This window comes from Acinetobacter gyllenbergii (assembly GCF_001682515.1).
Lineage (GTDB): Bacteria > Pseudomonadota > Gammaproteobacteria > Pseudomonadales > Moraxellaceae > Acinetobacter > Acinetobacter gyllenbergii.
The window spans coordinates 217729-241223 of the sequence record NZ_KV575265.1; the positions used below are offsets into that span (position 1 = coordinate 217729).

Sequence of the window (23495 nt, forward strand, 5' to 3'; positions counted from 1 at the left end):
ATTTTTTAGCAATCATGCTTTTGCACTATATCACAAATCTTTACCGAGCATTGACGCAAGCCAAACAATCATTCAATTCTGATTCAAATTTGACCTTTTGGAAAATATGCATCAAAACGGCAAGCATCACCAAGCCATTGATGATCAGGCGTTTGATCTGCCAGATAAACTGCATGGCGTGGACGCTTCACAATGACACGTTTGGCAATTTTTTGCGCCAGATCCAGCAGTTGATCGCCTAAATCCATCTCGCCATCCTCAGGCAACAACATATGCAACAATTGCATTTGTTTTTTGACTTGCGCCTGTTTTTTTACGGCTTGCTGATTCTGATCACGCTGCGGGAACATTGGATCTAAATACACCACATCCACCTGTTCACCTTGCTGCCCCAATTGCTGTAAATAGGTATTGGAATCTGCATAAATCAGCTCGATCCGTTGCATAAAGCTTTGCAAAAATGGATCTTGTTCGGCTTTGGCTTTGCTGTATTCCAATAACACAAACAGAATCGGATGACGTTCAATCAAACGAACATTCGCACCGAGGTAGGCCATGAGTAAACTGTCATGACCTAAACCCGCAGTGGCATCAATTAAGGTTGGCTTTTCACCTAACTGACAGGCTCTGGCAATCATTTCAGATTTCAGGCTGGCTCTTTTTAGGCGAGGAATTTCTGCACGCCAATCCGGCTGCATTTTCATGCCATTGGCAGCAAGACTAAGTCCATCCTCATCCAAAACCAATGCCATGTCAGGATTCAAACGTAAAAAACGTGCATTCACCTTTTCAACCGCCTGCCCGTTGAGCTGCACATTCAGTTCAGCCAAATGCGTGTGCAGTTGTTGAAACGACTGTTCATATTCCGTTTGATACCAACACCCGATTTGCATTACCAATGCACCCAACCTGTCCACCATGTTGCAAGAATAAACAAACCAAAGATAATGCGATAATAAGCAAATGCAGTGAAGTCATGCTTGGATACATAACGAATCAAAGCGCGAATCACCACCAAAGCAGAAACAAAGGCAACAATGATTCCTACGCCTAACACGGCCATATCATTGCTATGCAACTCATGACGCATCTTGTACATATCCAGTAAGCCTGCACCCATCAGCACTGGAATCCCTAAAAAGAAGGAAAACTCTGCCGCAGCTTTACGTGATACGCCTAAGAATAATGAGCCAATAATGGTCGAGCCTGAACGAGACGTTCCTGGAATCAAAGCCAAACACTGAATCAAACCAATTAAAGTCGCTTGCTTAAAACTCAAATCATCAACTTCTTGAGTCACGATCTGATGTGGACGACGTTCCGCCCATAAAATAATAAAACCACCGACAATCAAGGCAATCGCAACAGTAATGGCATTAAACAAATAGGCTTTGACCACATCACCGAAGGTCAAACCAATAATCACAATTGGAATCGAGGCAATAATCAGATTCAGGCTTAGGCGACGACCTTGCTCTTGTCCTGTGAGTGCGCCAATCAGTGCGCCCCACAACTTACCCCAATATTCATAGATCACGGCTGCAATTGCACCAATCTGTACAGCCACCGCAAACATATCTCGTTTTTCAACCGTCCAGAAATCCAACAGTTGACCAGTTAAAATCAAATGTCCTGTACTTGAAATTGGTAGAAATTCAGTAATCCCTTCTACCAACCCCATGATCGCTGCTTTGAATAGCAATAAAAGATCCATAATTAACCTTAGTTCGCTTTGCCTTGTTCGGGAATTTTTTTCCAAGCATCATCACGTAAATACACAGGCAATGCGTGTTCAGCATCCACCCATTTTTGCTGCGCCGCATAGACTCGAGCAATGCTCGCAATATCCTGCGCCGTTGCCTTGATGTTGACATTTGACGTGTGCTGACTGGAAGCCGCTTCCGAGTCTATCGCAGTTGGCTTAATTAATTCTGAACCCGAACCAATCGCTGTAAATTGACAATATGCTGTGGCCTGTTCATAACTTAACAATTTCTCATCATCAATGGCCTGCATGATGCCCTGCTCATCCAGACTAAAATTGGCAATGTAGACTTCTTGCATACGTGCATCAAGAACAGCCGTCACTTGTTTTAGACCATTAAGACGATAAGCCGCCTGTGCCAAAGCCTGTAAACTTGAAACAGGAATAACAGGTAAATCTTGTGACCATGCTAAGGCCTGTGCTACCGCCGCATTGATCCGCACACCACTGAATGAACCTGGGCCACGACTAAAAGCAATCGCGCTTAAGTCAGCCAATTGCGTATTGGTTTGCAACAGGGCTTGTTCAGTTAAAGGTAAAATAGTTTGAGTTTGTGCCTTGGTTCGCTCATCCAATTGAAAATAGAGTTCTTGAGTATCATCAATTAATGAAACAGAACACTGCTCATTTGCAGTTTCCAATGCAAGCAACTTCATGCAAAAACCTTAGAGAAAAAGAGATAAAAAACGTCGAGTATCATACTCCACTCAAACACGATAGGCGAGTTATTGTGTTTTTATCACCATAAAAAAGCCAAGTATCAACTTGGCTTCTTTGACTGGAATGATTAGAACTGGAACGGCTCTAAATCTAAGAAATTTTTATAATGTTCTGCATAATGCAATGCGCTTAAACGCAATCGGGCAGCCCCCTGCTCATCTAAGGTTTTCACCACTTTACCTGGTGATCCCATCACCACTGAATTGTCTGGAATCACTTTCCCTTCTGGAATCAGTGCATTGGCTCCAATAATACAATTCTTGCCAATCACCGCATGATTCAAAATCACAGCATTCATACCAATTAAGGAATTATCACCAATCGTACAACCGTGCAGCATCACCTTATGCCCAATCGTGACATATTCACCCACGTTTAATTCAATGCCGGCGTCAGTATGTAACACGGCATTTTCCTGAATATTGGAAAAGTTGCCAATCCGAATCACACAATTATCGGCACGAACCACGGCACCAAACCAAATGCTGACCTGTCGCCCTAATTCAGCCTGACCAATTACGGTCGCCGTGGGTGCAACCCAACCATCCCAAGGTTCATGTAAAGCTTTTGGACTCAATCCCTGATAGGTATACATCATGATAAAAAACTCTTTTAAAAATTAGAACTTTGCAATACCAAAGTGAGGTGGGTTCACCAAAAACGGCCAATTTTTTTGATAACCCAATCCGTACTGAAACAAGGAAATCAGCATCCGAGCCGTCAGTCCCCAAACTATTTCGCTCTCAACCTGCATACTAGGAAAATAAAGCGACTGTCGAGCTAAACGCACCTCATAAGGTAACGGCGGTGCATCAATCAGCTCCTGTAAAGGGACAAAAAAGATTCGATCAATTTCTGTCGGCTGAGCAATTAATTCAACTTGAGCAGGGATTAATCCCACAATCGGTTTAACCGAGAGACCACTTCGTGCACGCTGAATCGGTAAATCTCCCAGCAGCTTCACATCAAAAGGATTTAAGGCTGTTTCTTCCTGTGCCTCACGTAAAGCAACCACAATATTGCTGGTATCACTTGGATCCCGTTTGCCACCAGGGAAAGATACTTCCCCCGCATGTTGAGACAGTTGCATTGAACGGCGGGTCAGTAAAACTTTGGGTTGCGGCTCTTGGGTAATTGCAATCAAAACAGCGGCATCTGCCTGCTGGATTCGTTTGGAAAAACGCAACCGTTGTTGTAAAAGCTGTGTTAACGATGGTTCTTCCATATGACTCATCTCTTTTTTCTGTTTTTCCTTATCCAGCATCATAGCCGAAATTTTAACTGCAATCATAGATCATGATGCGAAGTCATCAAAATTCAGTTATGCTGAGCTATCTCTACGGCCGATGATAATTATGAGCTTTTGCGTTGCATGTGGACATCAAACTGAAGCAAAAATTCCACTAGGTGATCATAAAACACGACTTGTCTGCACTCATTGTGGCAACATTCACTACGAAAACCCTAAAGTGATTTGTGGTGCATTGGCCCTTTGGGATGATAAAGTTCTGTTATGTCGCCGCGCAATTGAGCCTCGCTACGGTCTATGGACCTTACCTGCTGGTTATATGGAATTATTTGAGACCATGGAGCAAGGCGCTGCACGTGAAACCCGTGAAGAAGCCGAGGCCGAAGTAGAAATCGAACAACTGTATTGTATGTACAATATCCCACGTATTGGCCAAATCTATGTGCTATTTAAAGCGCATTTAAAACAAGGTTTATTCGGTGCTGGTGAGGAAAGTCTTGAATGTCGCCTATTTGAAGAACATGAAATTCCTTGGACTGAACTGGCTTTTCCGAGTGTAGAACAAACCCTCCGACATTATTTTGCTGACCGTAAAACCGGACAGTTCCCTCCCCACCTAGAAACACTGGGAACACGGCTTGATCATACCGGTTAAATAAAAAAAAGACCGCCTCAGCGGTCTTTTTTTTATTCTGTTATTAAGACTTAATCTTAATTGCTTTACATGCAGGAAGATTTTGATCTGCGATACGTAACGTCACTTTACCAAAATAGCGTTTTGCAAACTCACGGTCCTCAATACTAGGCGGTACATAGTTATTTTTACTCGCTAAAGCATCATAGAGTTTTACGTAAGTGAACATATCGCGAGCATAACCATTATCCCAATTAGCCGCTTCGCCAGAAAAACTCGTGAGATTAATATTTGAAGATTGTCCCGAAATTAAATTATTTACATTAATTTTTGCAGCCGATACGTTCGACAAATTCAACCCTAGAGAAGCGCCATTAATAAAACCAAATTTAGAATTTGCAAACATCATCCGTACTGGAAAGGACTTATCAGTAGCAGTAAATGAAGTTGCTGTGGCTGTTCCAATACGATACTGTACTTGGTTGTTACTGTCTAAAATCGTTCCATCATCATTTAATGATTGGACCGTACCACACACACCACTCATATCGGTATCAGTTGAACCTGCTTTAATATCGGTTCGAATATCCCCATGTTCATCAATCACAATCCCTAAATCGATTGGAGTCAGGTTGGGCTCTGAAAATCCAAAGGTTAATGTTGCATAGAGTGGGAAATAGTATTTCTCCCCCACCTTCACATTACTTTCTACTTTAAAAATATTCTTCGAAAGAGAGAGAATTGGATTCACTTTATAGAACTCAACTCGTCCCGAATAGTTTCTTGCATCAATCGTCTGTGTCCAACGTCCTAAATTATTGATATTTACAGGATCTGTCGCCTTTAAATTGAGTAATTTTCTGTAAATAGATTCAATACCAGGAATGGCATAACCATTAAACAGTTTCCCCCCTGTTATTTTCAAATTATCGGCAACATTGTCAGATACACTCATTTGTAGAGGCGAATTGGAATTAACTTCCAGTGTAATCGTATTAAACCATGCGTTTTGTGCATTTACTTGTAACCTGCTTGGTTTAACTTTGGTCGATAACGACATATAGGGTGCCGAGACGAAATCTGTCCCATTCGCATCTTTTAAAATCGTGGCCGGACCTTTCCATTGACTTCCAGCCCCGATCGCATAGCCCTGCCGATCTGTCAGTAAGAAAGCGCTGCCCATAGAATGAATGAGGCCCGTTCCTAGCTTAGGATCCATACACTTTGCATAGTCTTCTTGATTACAACCAAAAAATCCATCTGGAAGAGCAGTCGTCAAATTACTACTGGTTTTAAATACTGGACGTTCAATTTGCCATACCCCAGCGTTGCTCAGATTAAGCAATTGATTGAGCATAAGCAACGCATCATTATCCGAAATCGAGCTTACATCCACCCAAGGTTTTAATATGTTGACATAAGATCCATCTTTTAATTCAGTAACGCCAATATCCTGATTTAATACAGACAATAAATCTTTCTTTTCTGCTGTAAGCTCAATAGGCTGAATATCACCCTTGACATTATCATCTTGCTCTAAACTAATGCCATTGAATATTTTTATTATTGCCAATGCCACACGAATAGTATCATTACTTGGCTCAATAGATTGAGGCAAAGCTTGGCCTGTTAAAGCTCTAGCCATATCAATCACACGGATTACAGGCGGGGCCAATCGAGTTTCTGTATCTTTTACCTTAATAATATCATCTAGCTTCACAGCACCAAGACTGATTTTACGAGATTCTTTACCTTGAAAATAAAAACTTACTGTATCACTCACCTTACATGCGCCAGAAGCAGCACCGCCGTCCTCCTTTGTTGCAAAGTGATTTACAGTATCGCTACTACAATCAAAATTTAGTCCCGCAATCGGGTAGTCTAAAATGAACTCAACACAATTACTTGCTGTTGGATTACAGCTTGTACTCGTCGTCACTCCACTTACACCCTTGTTTGGGTCTTCATTAATTTTACTACTTTCGCCACCACATCCATGTAAAAAAACAGCCAATGTTGAAAGAGCAAATGGCAATAATATTTTTTTATTCATCATTGGTTCATCCTATCCGTACTTACTGTAAAACAGAAATTTTAATCTGTCCTTGATTAGAGAGCTCTTGCTCAGAAACATCCACTGCCGATGCTAAAGGAGTCATCATGATATAATGCGCGTCTTTCGGTACTTTTATCACACCCTGAAGCGCAGAATGTTGCAACATTGTCGCAGCGACTTGACTATTTTTAAAGCCACTCACGCCTTCTTCGATACAACCTTTTTCATTGAGGAATACAACAAGAGGCCAATAATAAACAGGTTTTTCATTGTTTGAGGCATAAGAGTCTATCTGCATATATTCAATTGCAGGATCCAGTTTTACGACCTCATATTCAAACTTTTCTTTCAATGGTTTTCGTGGCCATAGTCCGACATCTTTTTTCAGTGTCAAGGTCTTGATCGATTTTTTATAACCTTCTACAAAACAACGATCATCTTCAAATGCAGATTTTAGGTCCTCACTCGATAAACGCACATAAGTTCCAGACAATGCAATGGGTGCAGTTGCTTGTTGAGAACGGTTCAATAGTTTATCTAATATTGAGCGACTCACCCCTTTTTTTCTTTCTATGGTTTCCATACGTCCAGTACCATCTGGCATGGTATAAAAACGTTTTTTTCCATCTAAATTAAACTCTTGATTTTCCAAATACTCATTATTGACATAATCAACTCCATCAACTTGGCTAAATCCTGTAGAAGACATAACTTCATTTGAAGCATTTGAAGCATTTGAAGCATTTGAAGCATTTGAAGCATTTGAAGCATTTGAAGCATTTGAAGCATTTGAAGCATTTGAAGCATTTGAAGCATTTGAAGCATTTTTGAAGCATTTGAAGCATTTGAAGCACGTTGAGTTAATGGTACTTTGGGTGCAACTGTTGATTTGTTCTCGATTGCAGGCTTCTCTATAACTAACGGTGCTTGTGTTACCTTCAATGGTTCAGTAACAATTGCAGAAACGTCTTTTGTATCTTTGTTGCTTGCTTTAGATGACGGTGCTGGCTCAGATTTTTGCTTGACGATTGTAGGCTCAACCACATCAATGGTTTTAACTGGTTTAGATGGAATCTGTTTAGATTCGGCTGATTGAGAATATTCAGCCTTTTTCTGCTCCATAGGCACAACAACAGTCTTTACCGTATTGGAATGATCAACGGCTGGTTGAACTACTTTTTCAGAACGTGCTTCCTGTTTCGGCTTATTGGGTTCTACGTCCTTTTTCCCAATTTTCATCGGTACAACCATTGGACGACCATCAGGCCCGATAATCGTATAGAAGCCATCCGCATAAACAGCCGAAACACTTGATACCATTAAACAAAGTAATGAAATAGCAAGTGTTGATCGTTTCATCTTTATCTTTTGCATTACCATCTTGTTCTGTAGTTAATCCCAAGTAAAGTGACTTTGGTATTGGTTTTGACATTCAAACCAGCATAGGGGTTGAGTAATAGGTTATTAACCCCAGTCTGGTTTGAAAGGCTACTTGTATTTGCAGGAATATCATCACGGCTGCGTAAGAAACCAAGTGATAAATCCAAATCAGTATCTTGGTCAAAACGATAGCCAATACCTAAACCAAACAATTGTGCATTGTTAATCGGCACCATGGTATTTCGTTTGTCGTCTGGAATCGAACTGGTACGCGGCTCATAGCCCATGCGTAACTTCAAACGATCTGTTGCTGAATATTCAAAACCGATTCCCCAGCGCCAAGAGGACTGAAACTTTAACGGTAAGGCAAGTGATCGATCCGTAACATCATTTGATAAAATCTGAGCAACTTTTAACAAAGAAATTTGTCGGTCAAATTCAAATTTGAACTTATCCCATGCCGAGAAATCGGTCCATCCCAAATCAAAGTTCACTTGTAAGTCTGGAAAGATTTTATATTTAATCCCTGCTTTAAAATGCTGTGGATATTTGAAATCCATAGCCATTAAACCAGAATCTACAGCGGGTGCATAAGCTGGGAGGCCTAGAATTGCAGCAAGAACTTTACCTGTTGCTGAAGAGTTTAAACCCGCAATTAACTGTTGTGGTGCTTCTGCCACATTAATTAAGTATTTACCATGTAAACGCATCTTCGCTTCACTTTGATATACCATCCCGAAGCTAAAGTCGTCAGTTGGTTCCCAAAGCAAACCCAAGTTATAACTAGGGCTGAGCGATTGTTCAAGTGAGACATCTAATGAACCTACCTTGCTAAAAGGGTCCATGCCTTGCTGCGCATTACAGATACCGAAAAGTAAGAGGTCTGTAATAATGTCTCCATTTTGTTTAAATGGTCCACATACCACTTCATCGACCATACGTAATACCCCAATTAACTCATTCGGGAAACGTAAGTCAGTTTTCATGGCAATCGCTTGATAGGACATCCCAAATGAAGCACCAAGATATAAATGATCATTCACCTGATAGCCAAATGATGGCGATAGATAAGTAATACGCTCTAAAGCAACTTGCTGTCCCATATAGTTACTTGGGTTACCATCTTCGGCACCAAAACCCGCAACAAGTGGAGCATATACAGCTGTTGCATAAGTTACTTTCGAACCAGGTGGCTTATAAGAAATCCCTGCCGTTGGCGCAACTAAAGGAGAATTTGGCCCCAAATCTACAATTTTCTTTAAAACAGGAACGTAAATACTGGCATATTCAACATCCCCATGTACTGTTCCCTTAAAATCAGTACAAATGTTCGCATCTATTTCTGGTCCATCATTACAGACCAAAGGATCGTCAGAATAACCAAAAACGTTATAACCTGCTGGCGCTGAGTAATCTCGTTGAATTGCAAAATTAGCCAGAATCCCCTGCACATCTGTTTGCAGACCATCCAGTTTAGCAAGTGCGGCTGGGTTAAAATGAACAGCGCTAATGCCTGGTGGATCAGCGGTGACCGCATTCCCCAAGGCCAAAGAACGCAAATCTACAGATAAGTCTTGTCCGAGTTGTGCATGTGTAGCACCTGATAGCCCTGCTAAAAAAATTGCTATCGTTAATGGACATAATTTAAGGTTTTTCACCATTATTACATCTCCTTAACGAATTTTTTTACCAAAACCTATGATATCAAGTGGGAAAGACAGACCTAATGAGACATCTGGAGCATCTTCAGTTAAGCCAATTCCCACCGTACCATTGACAATTGTTTCAGGTGATACACGTACCCCTAAAGCGAATGACAACATCGCACTACTTTGGTCAGCGGATTCATAACTCTCATTATTTTCAAAGTAGAATTTTGCACCCGTATTAAAGCTTTGCTGATATGACATGGTTAACGACACATCATAGTTAAACGAATATGCAAAACCAAAAGAGAATCCGCCACTTAAACCAGGATCAAAACTTTCTAAAACTCGGCTTCCTCTTAACTGGTTTAGACCTGATTCTTTAAAGCCGTAACTGGTCGAAACTGAGGCAAACAGAACAACAGGATCAATATACTTACGTGTACTTGCACCCGCACCCACCGAATAATAGCCTTTACCCGTAGAAAGTTCATCTACCCCCACTTCATAAGGACTATCCCCAGTTTTAGTAGATAAGCTACCAAACAGTACCAAAGGTAGACGTCCTTGCTTTAATGGAAATGGTTCCCAACGTGCTCCAAAGTTGATATCCCCCAAACCTGCTGTCGTTTGATCTTTTAAAAGTTCTTTTTTCGCAACAAAAGGCAACGAGGCGGATAAGGTCACGTTATCCAACAGACCATATTGAACGGTAAAGGTGTTGGTTAAGGTATGGTTTGCATCCTCTTCAACACGCAATCTTGATAAAGAACTATTGCTATCACTCATCGCCAAATCAAGGCGGCTATCTCTGTAATAGGTATAATCCAAATCATAATAAGATGAGAAAATACCTTTCTTAATTAATGAGTACTGACGTTCATTTGAAGTAAATACTTCTTGTAAATTCGTTTCTTGAGTCGCATCACTCTCTTTCTTTTGTAAGGCACTTGCCGCTTGATCCGCTTGGTTATTCTCAGCAGGCGCTTGAGGTTCTGGGCCAGGAGTTGCCGGGCTTTCAGTTGTGGCATTTCCTTGCACTTCAACTGGAGCCGTCTCTGTTCCAGATTCGACAGGTGGTTGTTGTTCTGCTGCGTAAAGTGTTGATGTGATGGCACTCAAACTCAACGCCAACACACTCATATTCATCCATGTACGATTCATTTTACTTTGCATCCTATTACATTAATTTTACTGATTTTTCTAAACTTACTTCCGCTTGTAATATAAGCGCATATAGGTTGTTATCGGCTGGTTATAAGTTGCTGATTTGGTATCCGCATCCAACACTCGACGCATGGTTGACGCTTTATCCGCAAGACGTTCTAATTTCTGCGTTGGAAATTGAATTTCAGCAAGGGCATACTTATTGACTGTTGCATCTTCAACATGACGCATATCCGCATCTTGTAGAGCCAATAAACTCTTTTGGTATTGTTGAGGAATGTCAACGATAAATAGCGTATTGTTATCCCATATTTCTTTAAACCGAGATTCATCAAAGCTGATATTGCCCAAAGCAGGATCAGCAACATAAACTCTCCCATCTTTATATGCTTTATATACTACAAAATGTTTAAAACCGGCATAAGTAATAGGAACAATCGCGGGTTGTTTTAATGAAATAAGATCGGAAAATTCCCCCCGATAGCCACCGCTATTAATCCCTAAAGCAGAGACGAATCGTTTCATATCCAGTAAAGAAAAACTACGGCGCTCAATAATCCGCTGGTATTCTCCATACTGAAGCAAACCACTCATGGTCTGCTGTTCGGTAAGGCGTAGCCCTCCATAACCATTAAGTAGGGTTGTTAATGCAGCAGAACCACAACTATAGTCGTAAGCTTGACGAACAATTCCCCGAAATTGCTCCTCGACAGCAGGCTTAATCACAACTGCTTCACGATGATTACGAGTAAAAGATGGGTAACGAGAGTCCAAGGTCTCTGTATAATATACAGTTCCCTCAGGTTTTTTTTCTATTTCAAAGGCTTGCGTTGTAAAGTAATACATCAATGCCGAGCCTAAAGCGATCTCTAACATAAGTCTCTTTTTCTAACAATGGCAGCACTTGCCTTATTCATTTTATTTTTAGTGTCGATGACACTACATCCCTGCAAGATGAAGATACCTTTTTTTATAAGAAAATACATCTTTTTTTTGGTTTTTTTTGACGGAATGTTATTTTTTTTATAATTACCTCTACAATTAAACAATTAGCACCCCTAACAATACAATTCAACAACAAGAAATTGCTGCTAAAAATGTCTTTTTATTCGCTATAAATTACCATAGTGGGCCAAAGATAAATAAACGATAGGCATAAAATAACATCAAGCTAACTCCCCCAAAAAAGCTAAAAGGGTCTTATGATTTAGCTTTTATACTTTTCAAATAATAAAGTTTTCTTTTAAAAACAAAAAAAGCGCAAAATGCGCTTTTTTTGTTTGATAACTGATTAGTGACCAGAAATCGTAATCGCAGCACCGTTACCACCAGCGTAAGTCGTTTTCAAACCTTGAATTTCTACATCACCGATTGAACCTGCAGTTTTGCTACCTAAATGAACACCTGAAATATAGATGTCAGTACCATTTGCAGGTGCTTTGCTGATAATTTTCAAATAACCATCATTCGCAGCTGCTGCACTTTCACCTACGACACTAACGTCAGTATTAACGCTTAAGCTATTCACACCATGATCAGCCACTTTGATGCTATCAAGGTGAATTTCACCTGCAGCTGTACTTGCAACACCAGTCAACGTTGTTTGACCAATTGTTGATTTATCCAAAATACCGAGGTTGGTAATTTCTAAACCAGATGCCAACGTTGTATTTAACTTGATCATTGCACCTTGAGGAGCAGCACCTAATTGGATGTTTGCATCCATTTTACCTGTTTTAATGCTTAAACCAGATAAGATTGCATTGTAGTTAGATGCATCGTTACCACGCTGAACACTTGTAGTGCTCGCAGTACCTGAAGCAGAAACACCAATTTCACCAATGCTAATATTTAAGCCCGATACTTTCGCTGCTACGTTAAGGAAAGCACCACCAGTTGCAGCAGTACCAGCATCTGTATCAATTGTTAAATCAGCTAGGTTATGAGAAGCCAATAATTCTGCACCAGAGTTATCTGTATTTGGTGTAATAGAAATACTGTTAACTACGATTGCACCAGCAGTTGCTGTACCACCAGCACCGATTACACCTGCAGCGCCTGTCGCACCACCATTATCAGCATAACCATCATTATCATGAATTAATAATTTGTCGATCGTAACAGATGTAACACCAAGACCAATGTTAATACCATCTTGACCAGTTGCAGCGCTTAGTGCAGCATCGTCCATTGACTGCATAGCCATTGCATTTACGCTAATCGCCATTGAAGAAACTAAAGCTAGTTTAGTAAACATTTTCATTGAGCACTCTCCCAAGAGCATTTATTTTTTGACTTACACTACTCTAAACTGTCCACGGTCGTTTTATTCTTAAATGACAACTTGAACTTCCAATCCTTGAGTAGTTCGCTTAGCAATTACTAAATTACCTGTTTGTTATTTTATGTTCAACTCCTGTTAACTGCTTTTTATCCACAAACCGACAAACGGCATATAAAACACACAATTCCCTAAACAGCGAAAAATTATGACAACATGATGTAATTCTTGATTATTTTCATAAAATAATTTTTAAGTCCCAAATAATAAAGTTTGGCGATGCTCCGTTTATCCCCATCTAAATACGTATAGGAAGTGTTAACAAAAGCGCTTTCTTATTTTAATTTGATAAATACATCATTCATTTTATCTAAGCAATCTACGAGTACAACACTTAATTTTTAAGCAAAAGGCTGGATTATCATCCGTACGATGTTTTTGAATGTAGTACAATTCTGCTCTCTAAATTTAGTGCAAGTATTTCCATTTTTATGTCTTATTTTCAGCAAAAGCTTAACACGCAACTCACTTCTGCATTTGAGCTTCTGTCCCGACTGTATGATTTAACTGGATTGGTTTATTTGCACGACCAAGCTTCGCCTGTGATTGCCTTTTTACCCACAGAGTTTTTAGTTTTCCAGCACGCTGAACTACAACAGTTCCAACAAATACAATTCAATCAATATCAAATTAAATCAGAAGCAAACAGTCCCTTAGAATTCGCTCAGTTTGATGCTACCTCCTCCTCCGAGCAGCCTGATGGATTTCATGGCGGATATATTGGTTTCTTTAGCTATGACTATAGTGCAGATCAATTTATTGAAATTTCGGCTCATCCACAACCTCGCTTTTTCCTAGGCCAATACAGCAGCTTTTTAAAGTTTCAGCAGGGTGAATGGTACTTTCATAGCAAAGATGTTCGGGCGGAAAAGATCTATCAATACATTGCCCATTTGATCAATACACCGAAACAACTCAATACACTGTCTTTAAATCAGCAATGCCAACCACGTTGGACTAAACAGCAGTACATCACTGCATTTGACCAAATTCAGGAGTACATTAAAGCTGGGGACTGTTATCAAATTAATTTGACCCAAGAGTTTACTGCATCTACTCAAGGTGCATTACTCAGTCGAGCACAAGACTTGTGGGAACTCACCCATGCCCCTTATGCGGGTTATCTCAAAATTAATGATTTTGAGTTGCTCAGTTGCTCACCTGAATTGTTTATTGAATTTCAAACTCATCGAAAGATAAAAACGCGCCCGATTAAGGGAACCATGCCTCGTTTTAATGATCCGGAGCAGGACAAAATCTCCAAAGATAAACTCAGCAGTTCTGAAAAAGATCAGGCTGAGAATGTCATGATTGTGGATTTACTGCGCAATGATTTAAGTGTCTATGCTGAAACTGGCTCAGTAAACACGACAAAACTGTTCGAAATTGAGAGCTTCAATCAAGTGCATCATATGGTCAGTGAGATCACGGCGACTCTAACAGAACAGATTAACCCAATGCAGATGCTACTCTCTGCCCTGCCTGGTGGTTCGATTACAGGGGCACCCAAAATCAGGGCGATGCAAATTATTGAAGAATTAGAAGGTGCACCACGAGGTGCCTATTGTGGCAGCTTAGGTTATTTTAATTTTGACGGAACGGGATGTTGGAATATTTTGATTCGCAGTATTCAGCAATACCAAAATCAATTATCGATGTGGGCGGGTGGCGGGATTACCATCGCCTCTGATGCAGAAGCCGAGTATCAGGAATGTTTCGATAAAATTTCTGCCATGCTTGATTTACTCAATACATGGCAGCAAGCTGAAAATTAGATCAAAGCTTATAAAATTTGCGTTTTAAGGGCATGTACGAAACGCTGATTTTGTTCATCGGTGCCAATGGTAATACGCAAGAATTGATTGATTCGTGGTTTGTTGAAGTAACGAACAATTATTCCCTGTTCACGCAATTGCTGAGCAAGTTGTGCCGCATCATGTTGTGGATGCGTCGCAAAGATAAAATTGGCTTTGGATGGTAAAACCTCAAAACCTAAAGCGGTGAGATCACTCACCAATTGCTCACGACTCGCGATTACCTTTTGGCATTGTGCCTCAAAATAAGCTTGATCCTCAAAGGATGCGACAGCTGCAGCAATGGCAAAGCGATCCATTGGGTAAGAGTTAAAACTATTCTTTACCGCTTCAAGTGCCGCAATCAAATGCGCTTGTGCAATCGCAAAACCGACACGTAATCCTGCCAATGAACGTGATTTCGATGTGGTTTGGCAAACCACTAAATTGTCGTATTGATTGACCAATTGCACTGCTGATTCTGCACCAAAATCGACATAGGCTTCATCAATCACCACCACGCGATCAGGATTGGCTTTAAGCACCTGCTCAATCTGTGCTAACCCTAATGCAATGCTGGTTGGCGCATTCGGATTGGTAATGATGATCCCGCCATTTGCCTGTGCATAATCCGATACCTCAATTTCGAACTTGTCATTCAATGGAATCTGCTGGGTCTTCGTTGCAAAAAATTGGCTATAAACTGGATAAAAACTATAGGTAATATCGGGATAAAGAATCGGCTCTTTTTGAATAAAAAACGCTTTAAAAATATGTGCCAAAACCTCATCCGAACCATTACCGACAAAGACTTGGCTGATATCTACTTGTTGCTGTGCTGCAATCGCCTGCTTGAGTGCCGTTGCATCAGGATCTGGATAAAGACGTAGTGCATCCGCTTGATTCGTCAAAACTGCTTCAACCGCTGCCACGACTTTTGGCGATGGTGGATATGGATTTTCGTTGGTATTCAGTTTGAGTAAGTTCTGAATTTTAGGTTGCTCACCTGGCACATACGGCTCTAATTCACGAACTTCGGGACTCCAAAAACGCATTTGTTCTGTTGTAAACGTCATTTTATATTCTCTTGTTGCCCTCTCCTAACCTCTCCCCAAGGGAGAGGAATCTTCAAACCTATTTCACATATATCGTGACAAGTCCCCACTCTTTTTAGGAGAGGGTTAGGGAGAGGTTTATATTGTTATCGTGCTAGGTTACGACACACTTCAAACTTAACTTTCGTAGCGATAGCGGGCTGAACGTGCATGAGCATCAAGATTTTCTTGTACCGCAAGGACATCGGCCGTTTTCGCCAAAGTTTTAACACCTTGCTGTGAACACATAATCAGGCTTGAACGCTTCTGGAAATCATAAACCCCAAGTGGCGATGAGAACCGTGCTGTGCCCGATGTTGGCAAGACATGGTTTGGACCCGCACAATAATCACCAATCGCTTCTGGTGTATAACGTCCCATAAAGATTGCGCCTGCATGACGAATTTCTTGACTCATCAATTCAGCCTCATCAAGACAAAGTTCCAAATGCTCGGGTGCAACCTGATTGATCAGTTCAATCGCTTCAGCACGGTCTTTCACCAAGACTAAGGCACCGCGATTTTGAATCGAGGTTCGCGCTATTTCTGCTTTTGGCAATTCACTTAAATGCTTTTCAATTGCGGCATCCACAGCATTTAGAAGTGCTTCATCAGGTGTAATGAAAATCGCTTGAGCAACGGTATCATGTTCTGCTTGAGACAAGACATCCATGGCAAGCCACTCTGCATTATTTTCACCTTCGGCATAGACTAGGATTTCTGAAGGTCCAGCAATCATATCAATCCCAACTTGTCCGAAAACAGCACGTTTTGCCGCAGCAACAAAGCGATTCCCAGGTCCTGTAATTTTATCCACCGATGGAATAGTTTCAGTACCATAAGCCAACGCAGCAACGGCTTGTGCGCCGCCAATCGTAAATACACGGCTTACCCCTGCTAAATACGCAGCTGCTAACACCAATGGATTCAATTCACCATTCGGTGCTGGAACCACCATGATAATTTCAGGAACACCGGCTACATGTGCAGGCAAAGCATTCATTAACACCGATGAAGGATAAGACGCTAAACCACCTGGTACATAAATCCCCACGCGATCAAGCGGTGTGACTTTCTGGCCTAAGGTATTACCAAGCTCATCCACATAGCTCCAACCTTCTTGCTTTTGTGCTTGGTGGAACGAACGAATGCGCTTTGCAGCCAACTCCAAAGCTTCACGGATTTCAGTGCTTAAGCCCTCAAATGCAGTTTTCAGCTGAGCTTGGGTTAGTTCCAAATCAGAGAATTGATGCGCTGGATGTCGATCGAACTGCTGTGTTAATTTCAGTACATGTTCATCACCATGCTGACGAACATCAGCAATGATTTGGTCTACAGTTTGTACTAATTGAGGATCATTCACAGTTTCAAATGCTAAAAGCTCAGCAAAAGCCTGTTTAAAGTTCTGATCCTGAGTCGATAAACGTCGCATCAATTTACCCACAAGGCGAATAAGAGAGCGCTAAGTTTACTCTTTTTCATCCGACTTGTGGGCAAGATAACATCAGCATTTCCATCTGCTTTAATAGAAAAAATCATTTTTAGGCTTAAATATTTTAAATTTTATGTGTTTAAGTCAGGATTATCCCAATCTCCATCGCGTTGTATAAGCCAATTTAAAGCCCCATGACGTTCTACAACAACGGAAGCATTTAAATTTGCAGGTGCATCCTGTTGTTTTAAGCGAGCGTCGACACATGCCCAATCATAGCGATAGATTAAATCTGCCTGATCTAAAATTTCATCCACACTTCTTAACTCAACTTGCTGCATAAACTCATCAAATGAATCACACCCAGAAACAACTTGCACTGCAAAATCACAATCTGCAATTGTATCTGGGTAGCCAAGTTCTTTAACGATGCCTAATGCCCAAAGTAAAACCCAGTAAGCTTCATATTTCCAAATCATATTGATGATGTCTTGTTGAGAAACTTCTTGATTTAAAAGACTTTGCTCTTTAAGCGTTAATTCATCAAATACTTCAAATTTATTCAGCAAATCAACGATAAAGTTTTTAGTTTCCTCATCAAATTGCTGATTATTTAAATCACAAGCCACTTGAATCATGATCAAACATGCAATTGCCCTTTTGGCAATACTTTCAGCGGAACGAGCGATCACCTCATCAGCCGATTCAATATGCGGTAACCATTCTATATAAGGAATAGACTGAGCTTGTAATTTTAAAATTGACTCTTGTTTACGCTGTAAGGGCGTTTTCATTGTTATTACTCATCACCAAACAATACGCCCTTTTAGCACATCCACAAATCAAAAAGGAAGGCATTCTTTCACTGAATCAGAAGATTAAGTTATAAAAAAACCGTTCAAAAGAACGGTTTTTTTAGAATCATCATGCAAGAAATTACGCTGAACGAGATTTCACAGCCTCTTCAAGTTGCGTCAAAATCGGATTTAACACCGCTTGCTTACGTTTAAAGCTAGCTTTGTTCACAATCAGGCGTGAAGACACTTTGCAAATTTCTTCTAAAGGCTCTAAACCATTGGCACGCAAGGTGTTGCCTGTGTCAACGACGTCAACAATGTAATCGCCTAACCCGACCAAAGGTGCAAGTTCCATCGATCCGTAAAGTTTAATCACATCCACCTGCTCACCTAAACTTGCATAGTATTGGCGAGTAAGATTCACGTACTTGGTTGCAATTTTTAAACGACCTTTCGGACGCTCCATTCCAACTTTACCTGCAGTCATTAACTTACAATTGGCAATCTTTAGATCAAGCAATTCATAGACATGTTGTGCACCATGTTCCATCAATACATCTTTACCTGCCACACCAAAATCCGCTGCACCATTTTCAACATAAGTCGGTACATCGGAAGCACGTAAAATCAAAATACGAACTTTTTTATGTGTGGTTGGAAAAATCAGCTTACGTGATTTATCAGGATCTTCCAATAAGTTGATGCCTGCATTTTCAAGTAAGGGCAATGTTTCCTTTAAGATACGACCTTTACTGAGTGCTAAAGTTAAACCATGATCAAAATTGCCCATTACGTCAAAATTTGGATCATCGTTTCTTAAGTCATTCATCCTTTTACTCGCTTAATCTGAGCACCTAAACTTTGCAATTTTTCTTCAATGTGTTCATAACCACGATCAATGTGATAGATACGATCTACCAATGTTTCGCCTTCTGCCACTAATGCAGCCAGAACCAATGAGAATGAAGCACGTAAATCGGTTGCCATCACAGGTGCTGCTTGCAGTTTTTCAACTCCAGTGACCACAGCATCATGACCTTCCACTTGAATATTCGCACCCATACGTGAAAGTTCTGGGACATGCATAAAACGATTTTCAAAAATCGTTTCAGAAATTGTTGCAAAACCACGGCCAACGGCATTGACCGCCATGATTTGCGCTTGCATATCAGTTGGGAATTCAGGATGAGGTAAAGTTCTAAAGCTCACCGCTTTTGGACGTTTACCTTGCATATCCAATTCAATCCAGTCATCGCCACGGGTCACTTCCGCACCCATTTCTTCAAACTTATCTAAGACAGCTTCAAGCAAAGTTGGATCCGTATGTGTGGTCTTTACTCGCCCACCCGTAATGGCAGCAGCAGCTAAATATGAACCCGTTTCAATACGGTCAGCGACCACAGCATATTCACAGCCATGCAGGCTTTCAACACCAGTAACGATTAAAGTATCGGTATCAATACCTTCAATTTTGGCACCCATTTTAATGAGCATTTGCGCAAGATCGGTGATCTCTGGTTCACGTGCTGCATTACGAATTGTGGTCACACCCTCAGCCAAAGCAGCAGCCATCAAGATATTTTCAGTACCACCCACGGTCACCATATCAAAAACAACTTCACCACCTTTCAAGCGACCATCAACTGAAGCATGCACATAGCCATTTTCAACTTCAATTTGCGCACCCAAAGCTTCTAATGCTTTTAAGTGTTGATCCACTGGACGTGAACCAATCGCACAGCCACCTGGTAACGAAACTTTGGCATTGCCATAACGCGCCAAGAGTGGTCCGAGGACTAAAATTGAAGCACGCATGGTTTTAACCAGCTCATAAGGTGCAAACTGGTTGTCTAATGTCGAAGCATCAGCACGAACCGTTTCACCTTCATAGCTCATGGTCACACCAAGGCCAGCAATCAGTTTAACGAGCGTGTTTACATCTTTTAGATTTGGAACATTCGTCAGCGTAATCGGAGAGTCAGCAAGGATCATTGCTGCAAGTAAAGGTAAAGCCGCATTTTTAGCGCCAGAAATGCGTACTTCGCCCTCGAGCTTAACACCACCCGTAATTAAAAATTTATCCATTAATATTTAAGCTCCGAAAAGGCTTGCTTTGCGCCATTCGTCTTTTGTCATTGCGCGAATCGTAACAGCGTGAACTTCACCACTCGCAATATAAGAATTTAGAGGTGCATAAACCGATTGTTGACGAGCAACGGTACGTTTACCTTCAAACTGATCATCAACAATACGCAGGTCAAATTTTCCAGCTTGTCCGCTCACCGCTACTTCTGCTTCAGGGAAAGCTTCTTTTAAAATTTGCGTGAGCTGCTCACTATTCATTCCAAGACCTCTTATACAACCATTGGTGTAAAACGAGCTATTTTACTATAACTTTTTCACATAATTCAGTAAGCAGTTTCTTTTTTTATCAATAAAAAAAAGAGGCTCCACAAAAAGCCTCTTTTATAAAAATAAAAACTAACTCAAAAGTGCCAGTTCATGCTGATAAGAACATTGAATTTTTCGATGTTTCGCAAGCTGACGTTTTAATTTATCTGTCAATTTTCTAATCGAAGTATACATATCATCGGCTGTCGCCTGTGCAAATAGTTCCACCCCCGGCAAACGGATAATTGCTTCAGCAATATGGTTTGCACTGCCTTTGTGTGAACGTTTATCAATTTGATGATCTTTAGCCAGTTTGATTTGCATACTATTGACCTGATCGAGATGCTTGGTCATTTGACTAAACTTTTCTTTTATATTTTCTTCAATTGCTGGCGTAATGGTTAAATGGTGTCCACGAATCGTTATTTGCATAATTCTATCCCTCACCTTTTTTTCTCAGGATACAAGACAATCGCTCAAGCAAATTTAATGCATATCAGTGGTTCAACATCCATTAAATCATTTTCAGCGACTCCTCTAGTGACTATAAAAATTCATTATTCCGTAATAATGAACACCTAGAATAGTCACACCTTAAAATTTAGATCAAGACTTTTCTTTCAGAAGATGAAGGAATATGTAACGATTCGCGATATTTTGCCACGGTGCGACGAGCCACCTCAATCCCTTCATCCTTCAACATTTCAGCGATTGCATTATCAGACAAAGGCTTACGTGGATTTTCGTTCGATACCAGTTTTTTAATCATGGCACGTATTGCAGTTGATGATGCTTCACCGCCCGTTGTGGTTCCCACATGGCTAGAAAAAAAGTATTTCAACTCAAATAAACCACGCGGTGTCAGCATATATTTATTGGTGGTCACACGTGAAACAGTTGATTCATGCAACTCAACTTCTTCTGCTACATCACGAAGCACCAAAGGTTTCATCGCCTCTGGCCCTTGCTCCAAAAATGCACGCTGATGTTCAACAATACAGGTCGCAACTTTCAACAATGTTTTATGTCGTTCATCGATGCTTTTAATAAAATTCTTCGCTTCCAGCATTTGATTACGCAGATAGACATTATCCTCACTTTGATCAGCTCGACGAATCATGCCTGAATAAAAAGAATTGATTCTGAGTTTCGGCATTACATCTGGATTGAGTTGGACTTGCCAATGTTGGTCTTTTTTTGCCACCACCACATCTGGCACTTGATACTCAGACTCTTGCTGATTAAATTCCAAACCAGGATAAGGCTTCAAAGTCTTGAGTAAATCGACCGCACTTTTTAATTGTTCTTTGGATAGTCCCGTCTGTTTTAATAATTTATTCAAATCATTTGAAATCAATAACTCATAGTATTTTAATAGATTTCTAGCTTCAGCAAGATAAGGAACTTTTTCATTAAATGTTTCAAGCTGGATCGCTAAGCATTCAGCCAAATTTCTTGACCCAACCCCAATTGGATCTAAACGTTGAATATGTTTTAAAACTACAATGATTTCATCTTCTTCAACTTCTTCTTCACTTTCCATTTCCTGTAATAAGCGGGAAACTGCAAGCAGGATATCGTCCAATTCTGCATCCAAAAACCCTTTATCATCTAAGGAATCGACAATGCAATATGCAATCAGTTTATCTACAGTCGAAAAATGCAAAAGATTCACTTGATCTAAAATATGCTCTTTTAGGCTTAATTGTATCTGACGATTATCTTCTCTTTCTTCGTATTCTGGTGAGCCTAAGGACGTCGATTGATGGGTATAAATATCATCCCATTCAGTATCAACAGGTAAATCATTGGGAAGATGATCAGCATTGAGTTCAGTGGTTAAGTCCCCTGTCTCTTTTGCTTCTAAGGTTGAAAGGCTTTCTGTTGTACCAAGCTCTTCAATTTTTTCCAATAAGGGGTTACTGTCTAATTGAATCTGGATTTCTTGTTCGAGTTCTAAACTTGAGAGTTGTAAAAGACGTATGGCCTGTTGTAATTGAGGAGTCAACGATAAACTGTTCGCAACTTTCAATCCAACAGATAATTTCATAGTCTTTCCTTTTATTAAAATAAGCAAAAAACATGCCTATAAAAATATTTATAACATAAAGCAATGTTTACGCATATAAGGAAATTTAAATTCTTTTTGACTAAATAAGTCACTAGATCATGATTTCCAATAAAAAATACCCTTATGTATTCTCATGAAGGGTATTTAAAATTGATCGTTTTATTTATTTACAACATTGAAGAGTTATAAATCATGCCCCTCACTACCTTGGTGGATTATCAGTCCAATTTTACTATCAGGCTTTATTTCTACATTTGGTAAAATATCATCATTTGTATATGGCTTTCCATCCGCTCCTACACTCAATAGATAGTAATGAGATGGATCCTTTAACTCATAATGATAATAGCGTGGTGAATTACCAAAAGAAACATCCGTGGTATCAAATAAAAAAATGGGGCTGTTTTCTGGTAAGGACTGCTCCAGTGTTTCCAGAGAGTCTGGATAATGGCCATTTTCTATTTTATAAAATTCAATAGCTTGAACTAAAGACGTCATGGCTATTTGGCTTGATTGAGCGCGCAATTCATCATATACGCCTCCACGCTGAACGAAACCAAAATAAAATAGAGAACCATAAAGAATAACACTTAAACCAATACCACAAGCCCCCATAATAGCGAGTACTTTACCACCACTTTTTTTAGTTAATATCCCCCAGATAAGGGCAATAATTCCAAAAATTATTCCAATACCTGGAATAAATGAAATACCAGCAAGTACATAAGGAAATACACCTAACTTTTCTGGCTTTTCATCCATATCTAAATCAACCATACCCTCACCTCTATTTTAATATTTGTCTTAGATAAAATTTAATAATACGATGTTGTTGTAATAAAAAAACACCCCCTCAGCGTAAGCGGAGGGGGTGTTTAGATTTAAAAGCTGGCGATGACTTACTCTCACATGGCAAGTGCCACACTACCATCAGCGCTAAGAGGTTTCACTTCTGAGTTC

At 40.3% G+C, this 23495-nt stretch carries 21 protein-coding genes and 1 pseudogene; 2 read left to right on the plus strand and 20 right to left on the minus strand.

From position 1 onward, the window contains the following. Positions 1 to 83: 83 nt before the first annotated feature. The 5 genes from NG55_RS13985 to NG55_RS14005 form a co-directional block, all read right to left on the minus strand. Positions 84 to 893, minus strand: a complete 810-nt coding sequence (locus tag NG55_RS13985; protein WP_023270757.1) for a class I SAM-dependent methyltransferase — start codon at positions 891 to 893, stop codon at positions 84 to 86. After that, positions 893 to 1714 (minus strand): undecaprenyl-diphosphate phosphatase, encoded by an 822-nt coding sequence (locus NG55_RS13990; protein WP_004655558.1) that lies wholly within the window; start codon positions 1712 to 1714, stop codon positions 893 to 895. Before NG55_RS13990 ends, NG55_RS13985 begins: the two co-directional genes overlap by 1 nt. Before the next feature lie 8 nt (positions 1715 to 1722). Beyond that, entirely contained in the window at positions 1723 to 2421 is a 699-nt protein-coding gene (gene tsaB / locus NG55_RS13995; protein WP_023270758.1) for a tRNA (adenosine(37)-N6)-threonylcarbamoyltransferase complex dimerization subunit type 1 TsaB, read from the minus strand. A gap of 131 nt (positions 2422 to 2552) precedes the next feature. Further along, a complete protein-coding gene (locus NG55_RS14000) occupies positions 2553 to 3080 on the minus strand; it encodes a gamma carbonic anhydrase family protein (protein ID WP_167539961.1) in 528 nt (175 codons plus the stop codon). A 24-nt stretch (positions 3081 to 3104) separates the two neighbouring features. Next, on the minus strand, positions 3105 to 3719 hold the full coding sequence (locus NG55_RS14005; RefSeq protein WP_167539962.1) for a CoA pyrophosphatase: 615 nt from the start codon (positions 3717 to 3719) through the stop codon (positions 3105 to 3107). 121 nt (positions 3720 to 3840) lie between these two features. Between NG55_RS14005 and NG55_RS14010 the strand changes: the two genes are divergently transcribed. Beyond that, a complete protein-coding gene (locus NG55_RS14010) occupies positions 3841 to 4389 on the plus strand; it encodes an NUDIX hydrolase (protein WP_016541544.1) in 549 nt (182 codons plus the stop codon). 43 nt (positions 4390 to 4432) lie between these two features. Here the strand turns inward: NG55_RS14010 and filF are convergent, their stop codons facing one another. From filF to filA, 6 genes and pseudogenes are all read right to left on the minus strand, one after another. Beyond that, positions 4433 to 6424 (minus strand): putative pilus system protein FilF, encoded by a 1992-nt coding sequence (gene filF, locus NG55_RS14015; RefSeq protein WP_081409008.1) that lies wholly within the window; start codon positions 6422 to 6424, stop codon positions 4433 to 4435. 19 nt (positions 6425 to 6443) lie between these two features. Then, positions 6444 to 7232 (minus strand): annotated as a pseudogene (gene filE, locus NG55_RS14020) (putative pilus assembly protein FilE); the annotation flags it as partial. Between the two features lie 565 nt (positions 7233 to 7797). After that, the gene (gene filD / locus NG55_RS14030; protein ID WP_171257983.1) at positions 7798 to 9462 is read right to left on the minus strand and encodes a putative pilus system OmpP1/FadL family transporter FilD; all 1665 of its coding nucleotides are present in this window, start codon (positions 9460 to 9462) and stop codon (positions 7798 to 7800) included. A gap of 15 nt (positions 9463 to 9477) precedes the next feature. Continuing rightward, positions 9478 to 10614: a putative pilus system protein FilC gene (gene filC / locus NG55_RS14035; RefSeq protein ID WP_065343600.1), complete on the minus strand. Its 1137-nt coding sequence runs from the start codon at positions 10612 to 10614 to the stop codon at positions 9478 to 9480. Positions 10615 to 10659: 45 nt separating this feature from the next. After that, a complete protein-coding gene (gene filB, locus NG55_RS14040) occupies positions 10660 to 11493 on the minus strand; it encodes a putative pilus system C39 family peptidase FilB (protein ID WP_016543170.1) in 834 nt (277 codons plus the stop codon). A gap of 415 nt (positions 11494 to 11908) precedes the next feature. Beyond that, positions 11909 to 12880, minus strand: coding sequence for a putative pilus system protein FilA (gene filA, locus NG55_RS14050; RefSeq protein WP_065343601.1), 972 nt, complete (start codon positions 12878 to 12880; stop codon positions 11909 to 11911). Between the two features lie 509 nt (positions 12881 to 13389). Between filA and NG55_RS14055 the strand changes: the two genes are divergently transcribed. Then, on the plus strand, positions 13390 to 14733 hold the full coding sequence (locus tag NG55_RS14055; RefSeq protein ID WP_065343602.1) for an anthranilate synthase component I family protein: 1344 nt from the start codon (positions 13390 to 13392) through the stop codon (positions 14731 to 14733). An 8-nt stretch (positions 14734 to 14741) separates the two neighbouring features. On the opposite strand, the gene hisC is transcribed toward NG55_RS14055, so the two are convergent. The 9 genes from hisC to NG55_RS14100 all read right to left on the minus strand — a co-directional run bounded on the left by hisC (position 14742) and on the right by NG55_RS14100 (position 23312). Further along, complete coding sequence (gene hisC / locus NG55_RS14060; protein WP_065343603.1) at positions 14742 to 15827, minus strand: histidinol-phosphate transaminase; 1086 nt, start codon at positions 15825 to 15827, stop codon at positions 14742 to 14744. A gap of 156 nt (positions 15828 to 15983) precedes the next feature. Beyond that, positions 15984 to 17276 (minus strand): histidinol dehydrogenase, encoded by a 1293-nt coding sequence (gene hisD, locus NG55_RS14065; protein WP_065343604.1) that lies wholly within the window; start codon positions 17274 to 17276, stop codon positions 15984 to 15986. A gap of 131 nt (positions 17277 to 17407) precedes the next feature. Further along, positions 17408 to 18070 carry a DUF4272 domain-containing protein gene (locus NG55_RS14070; RefSeq protein WP_065343605.1) on the minus strand — a complete coding sequence of 221 codons (663 nt, stop codon included), beginning with the start codon at positions 18068 to 18070 and terminating at the stop codon, positions 17408 to 17410. A 142-nt stretch (positions 18071 to 18212) separates the two neighbouring features. Beyond that, positions 18213 to 18902 carry an ATP phosphoribosyltransferase gene (gene hisG / locus NG55_RS14075; protein WP_005239568.1) on the minus strand — a complete coding sequence of 230 codons (690 nt, stop codon included), beginning with the start codon at positions 18900 to 18902 and terminating at the stop codon, positions 18213 to 18215. Further along, on the minus strand, positions 18899 to 20158 hold the full coding sequence (gene murA, locus NG55_RS14080) for a UDP-N-acetylglucosamine 1-carboxyvinyltransferase (RefSeq protein WP_023270762.1): 1260 nt from the start codon (positions 20156 to 20158) through the stop codon (positions 18899 to 18901). Before murA ends, hisG begins: the two co-directional genes overlap by 4 nt. A gap of 6 nt (positions 20159 to 20164) precedes the next feature. Beyond that, a complete protein-coding gene (ibaG, locus tag NG55_RS14085; protein ID WP_004655594.1) occupies positions 20165 to 20416 on the minus strand; it encodes a BolA family iron metabolism protein IbaG in 252 nt (83 codons plus the stop codon). A gap of 138 nt (positions 20417 to 20554) precedes the next feature. After that, entirely contained in the window at positions 20555 to 20896 is a 342-nt protein-coding gene (gene hpf / locus NG55_RS14090) for a ribosome hibernation-promoting factor, HPF/YfiA family (protein WP_004655596.1), read from the minus strand. A 169-nt stretch (positions 20897 to 21065) separates the two neighbouring features. Beyond that, complete coding sequence (locus tag NG55_RS14095; protein WP_023270763.1) at positions 21066 to 22514, minus strand: RNA polymerase factor sigma-54; 1449 nt, start codon at positions 22512 to 22514, stop codon at positions 21066 to 21068. A 204-nt stretch (positions 22515 to 22718) separates the two neighbouring features. After that, positions 22719 to 23312, minus strand: coding sequence for a type II secretion system protein GspG (locus NG55_RS14100; RefSeq protein WP_065343606.1), 594 nt, complete (start codon positions 23310 to 23312; stop codon positions 22719 to 22721). Positions 23313 to 23495 lie beyond the last annotated feature (183 nt).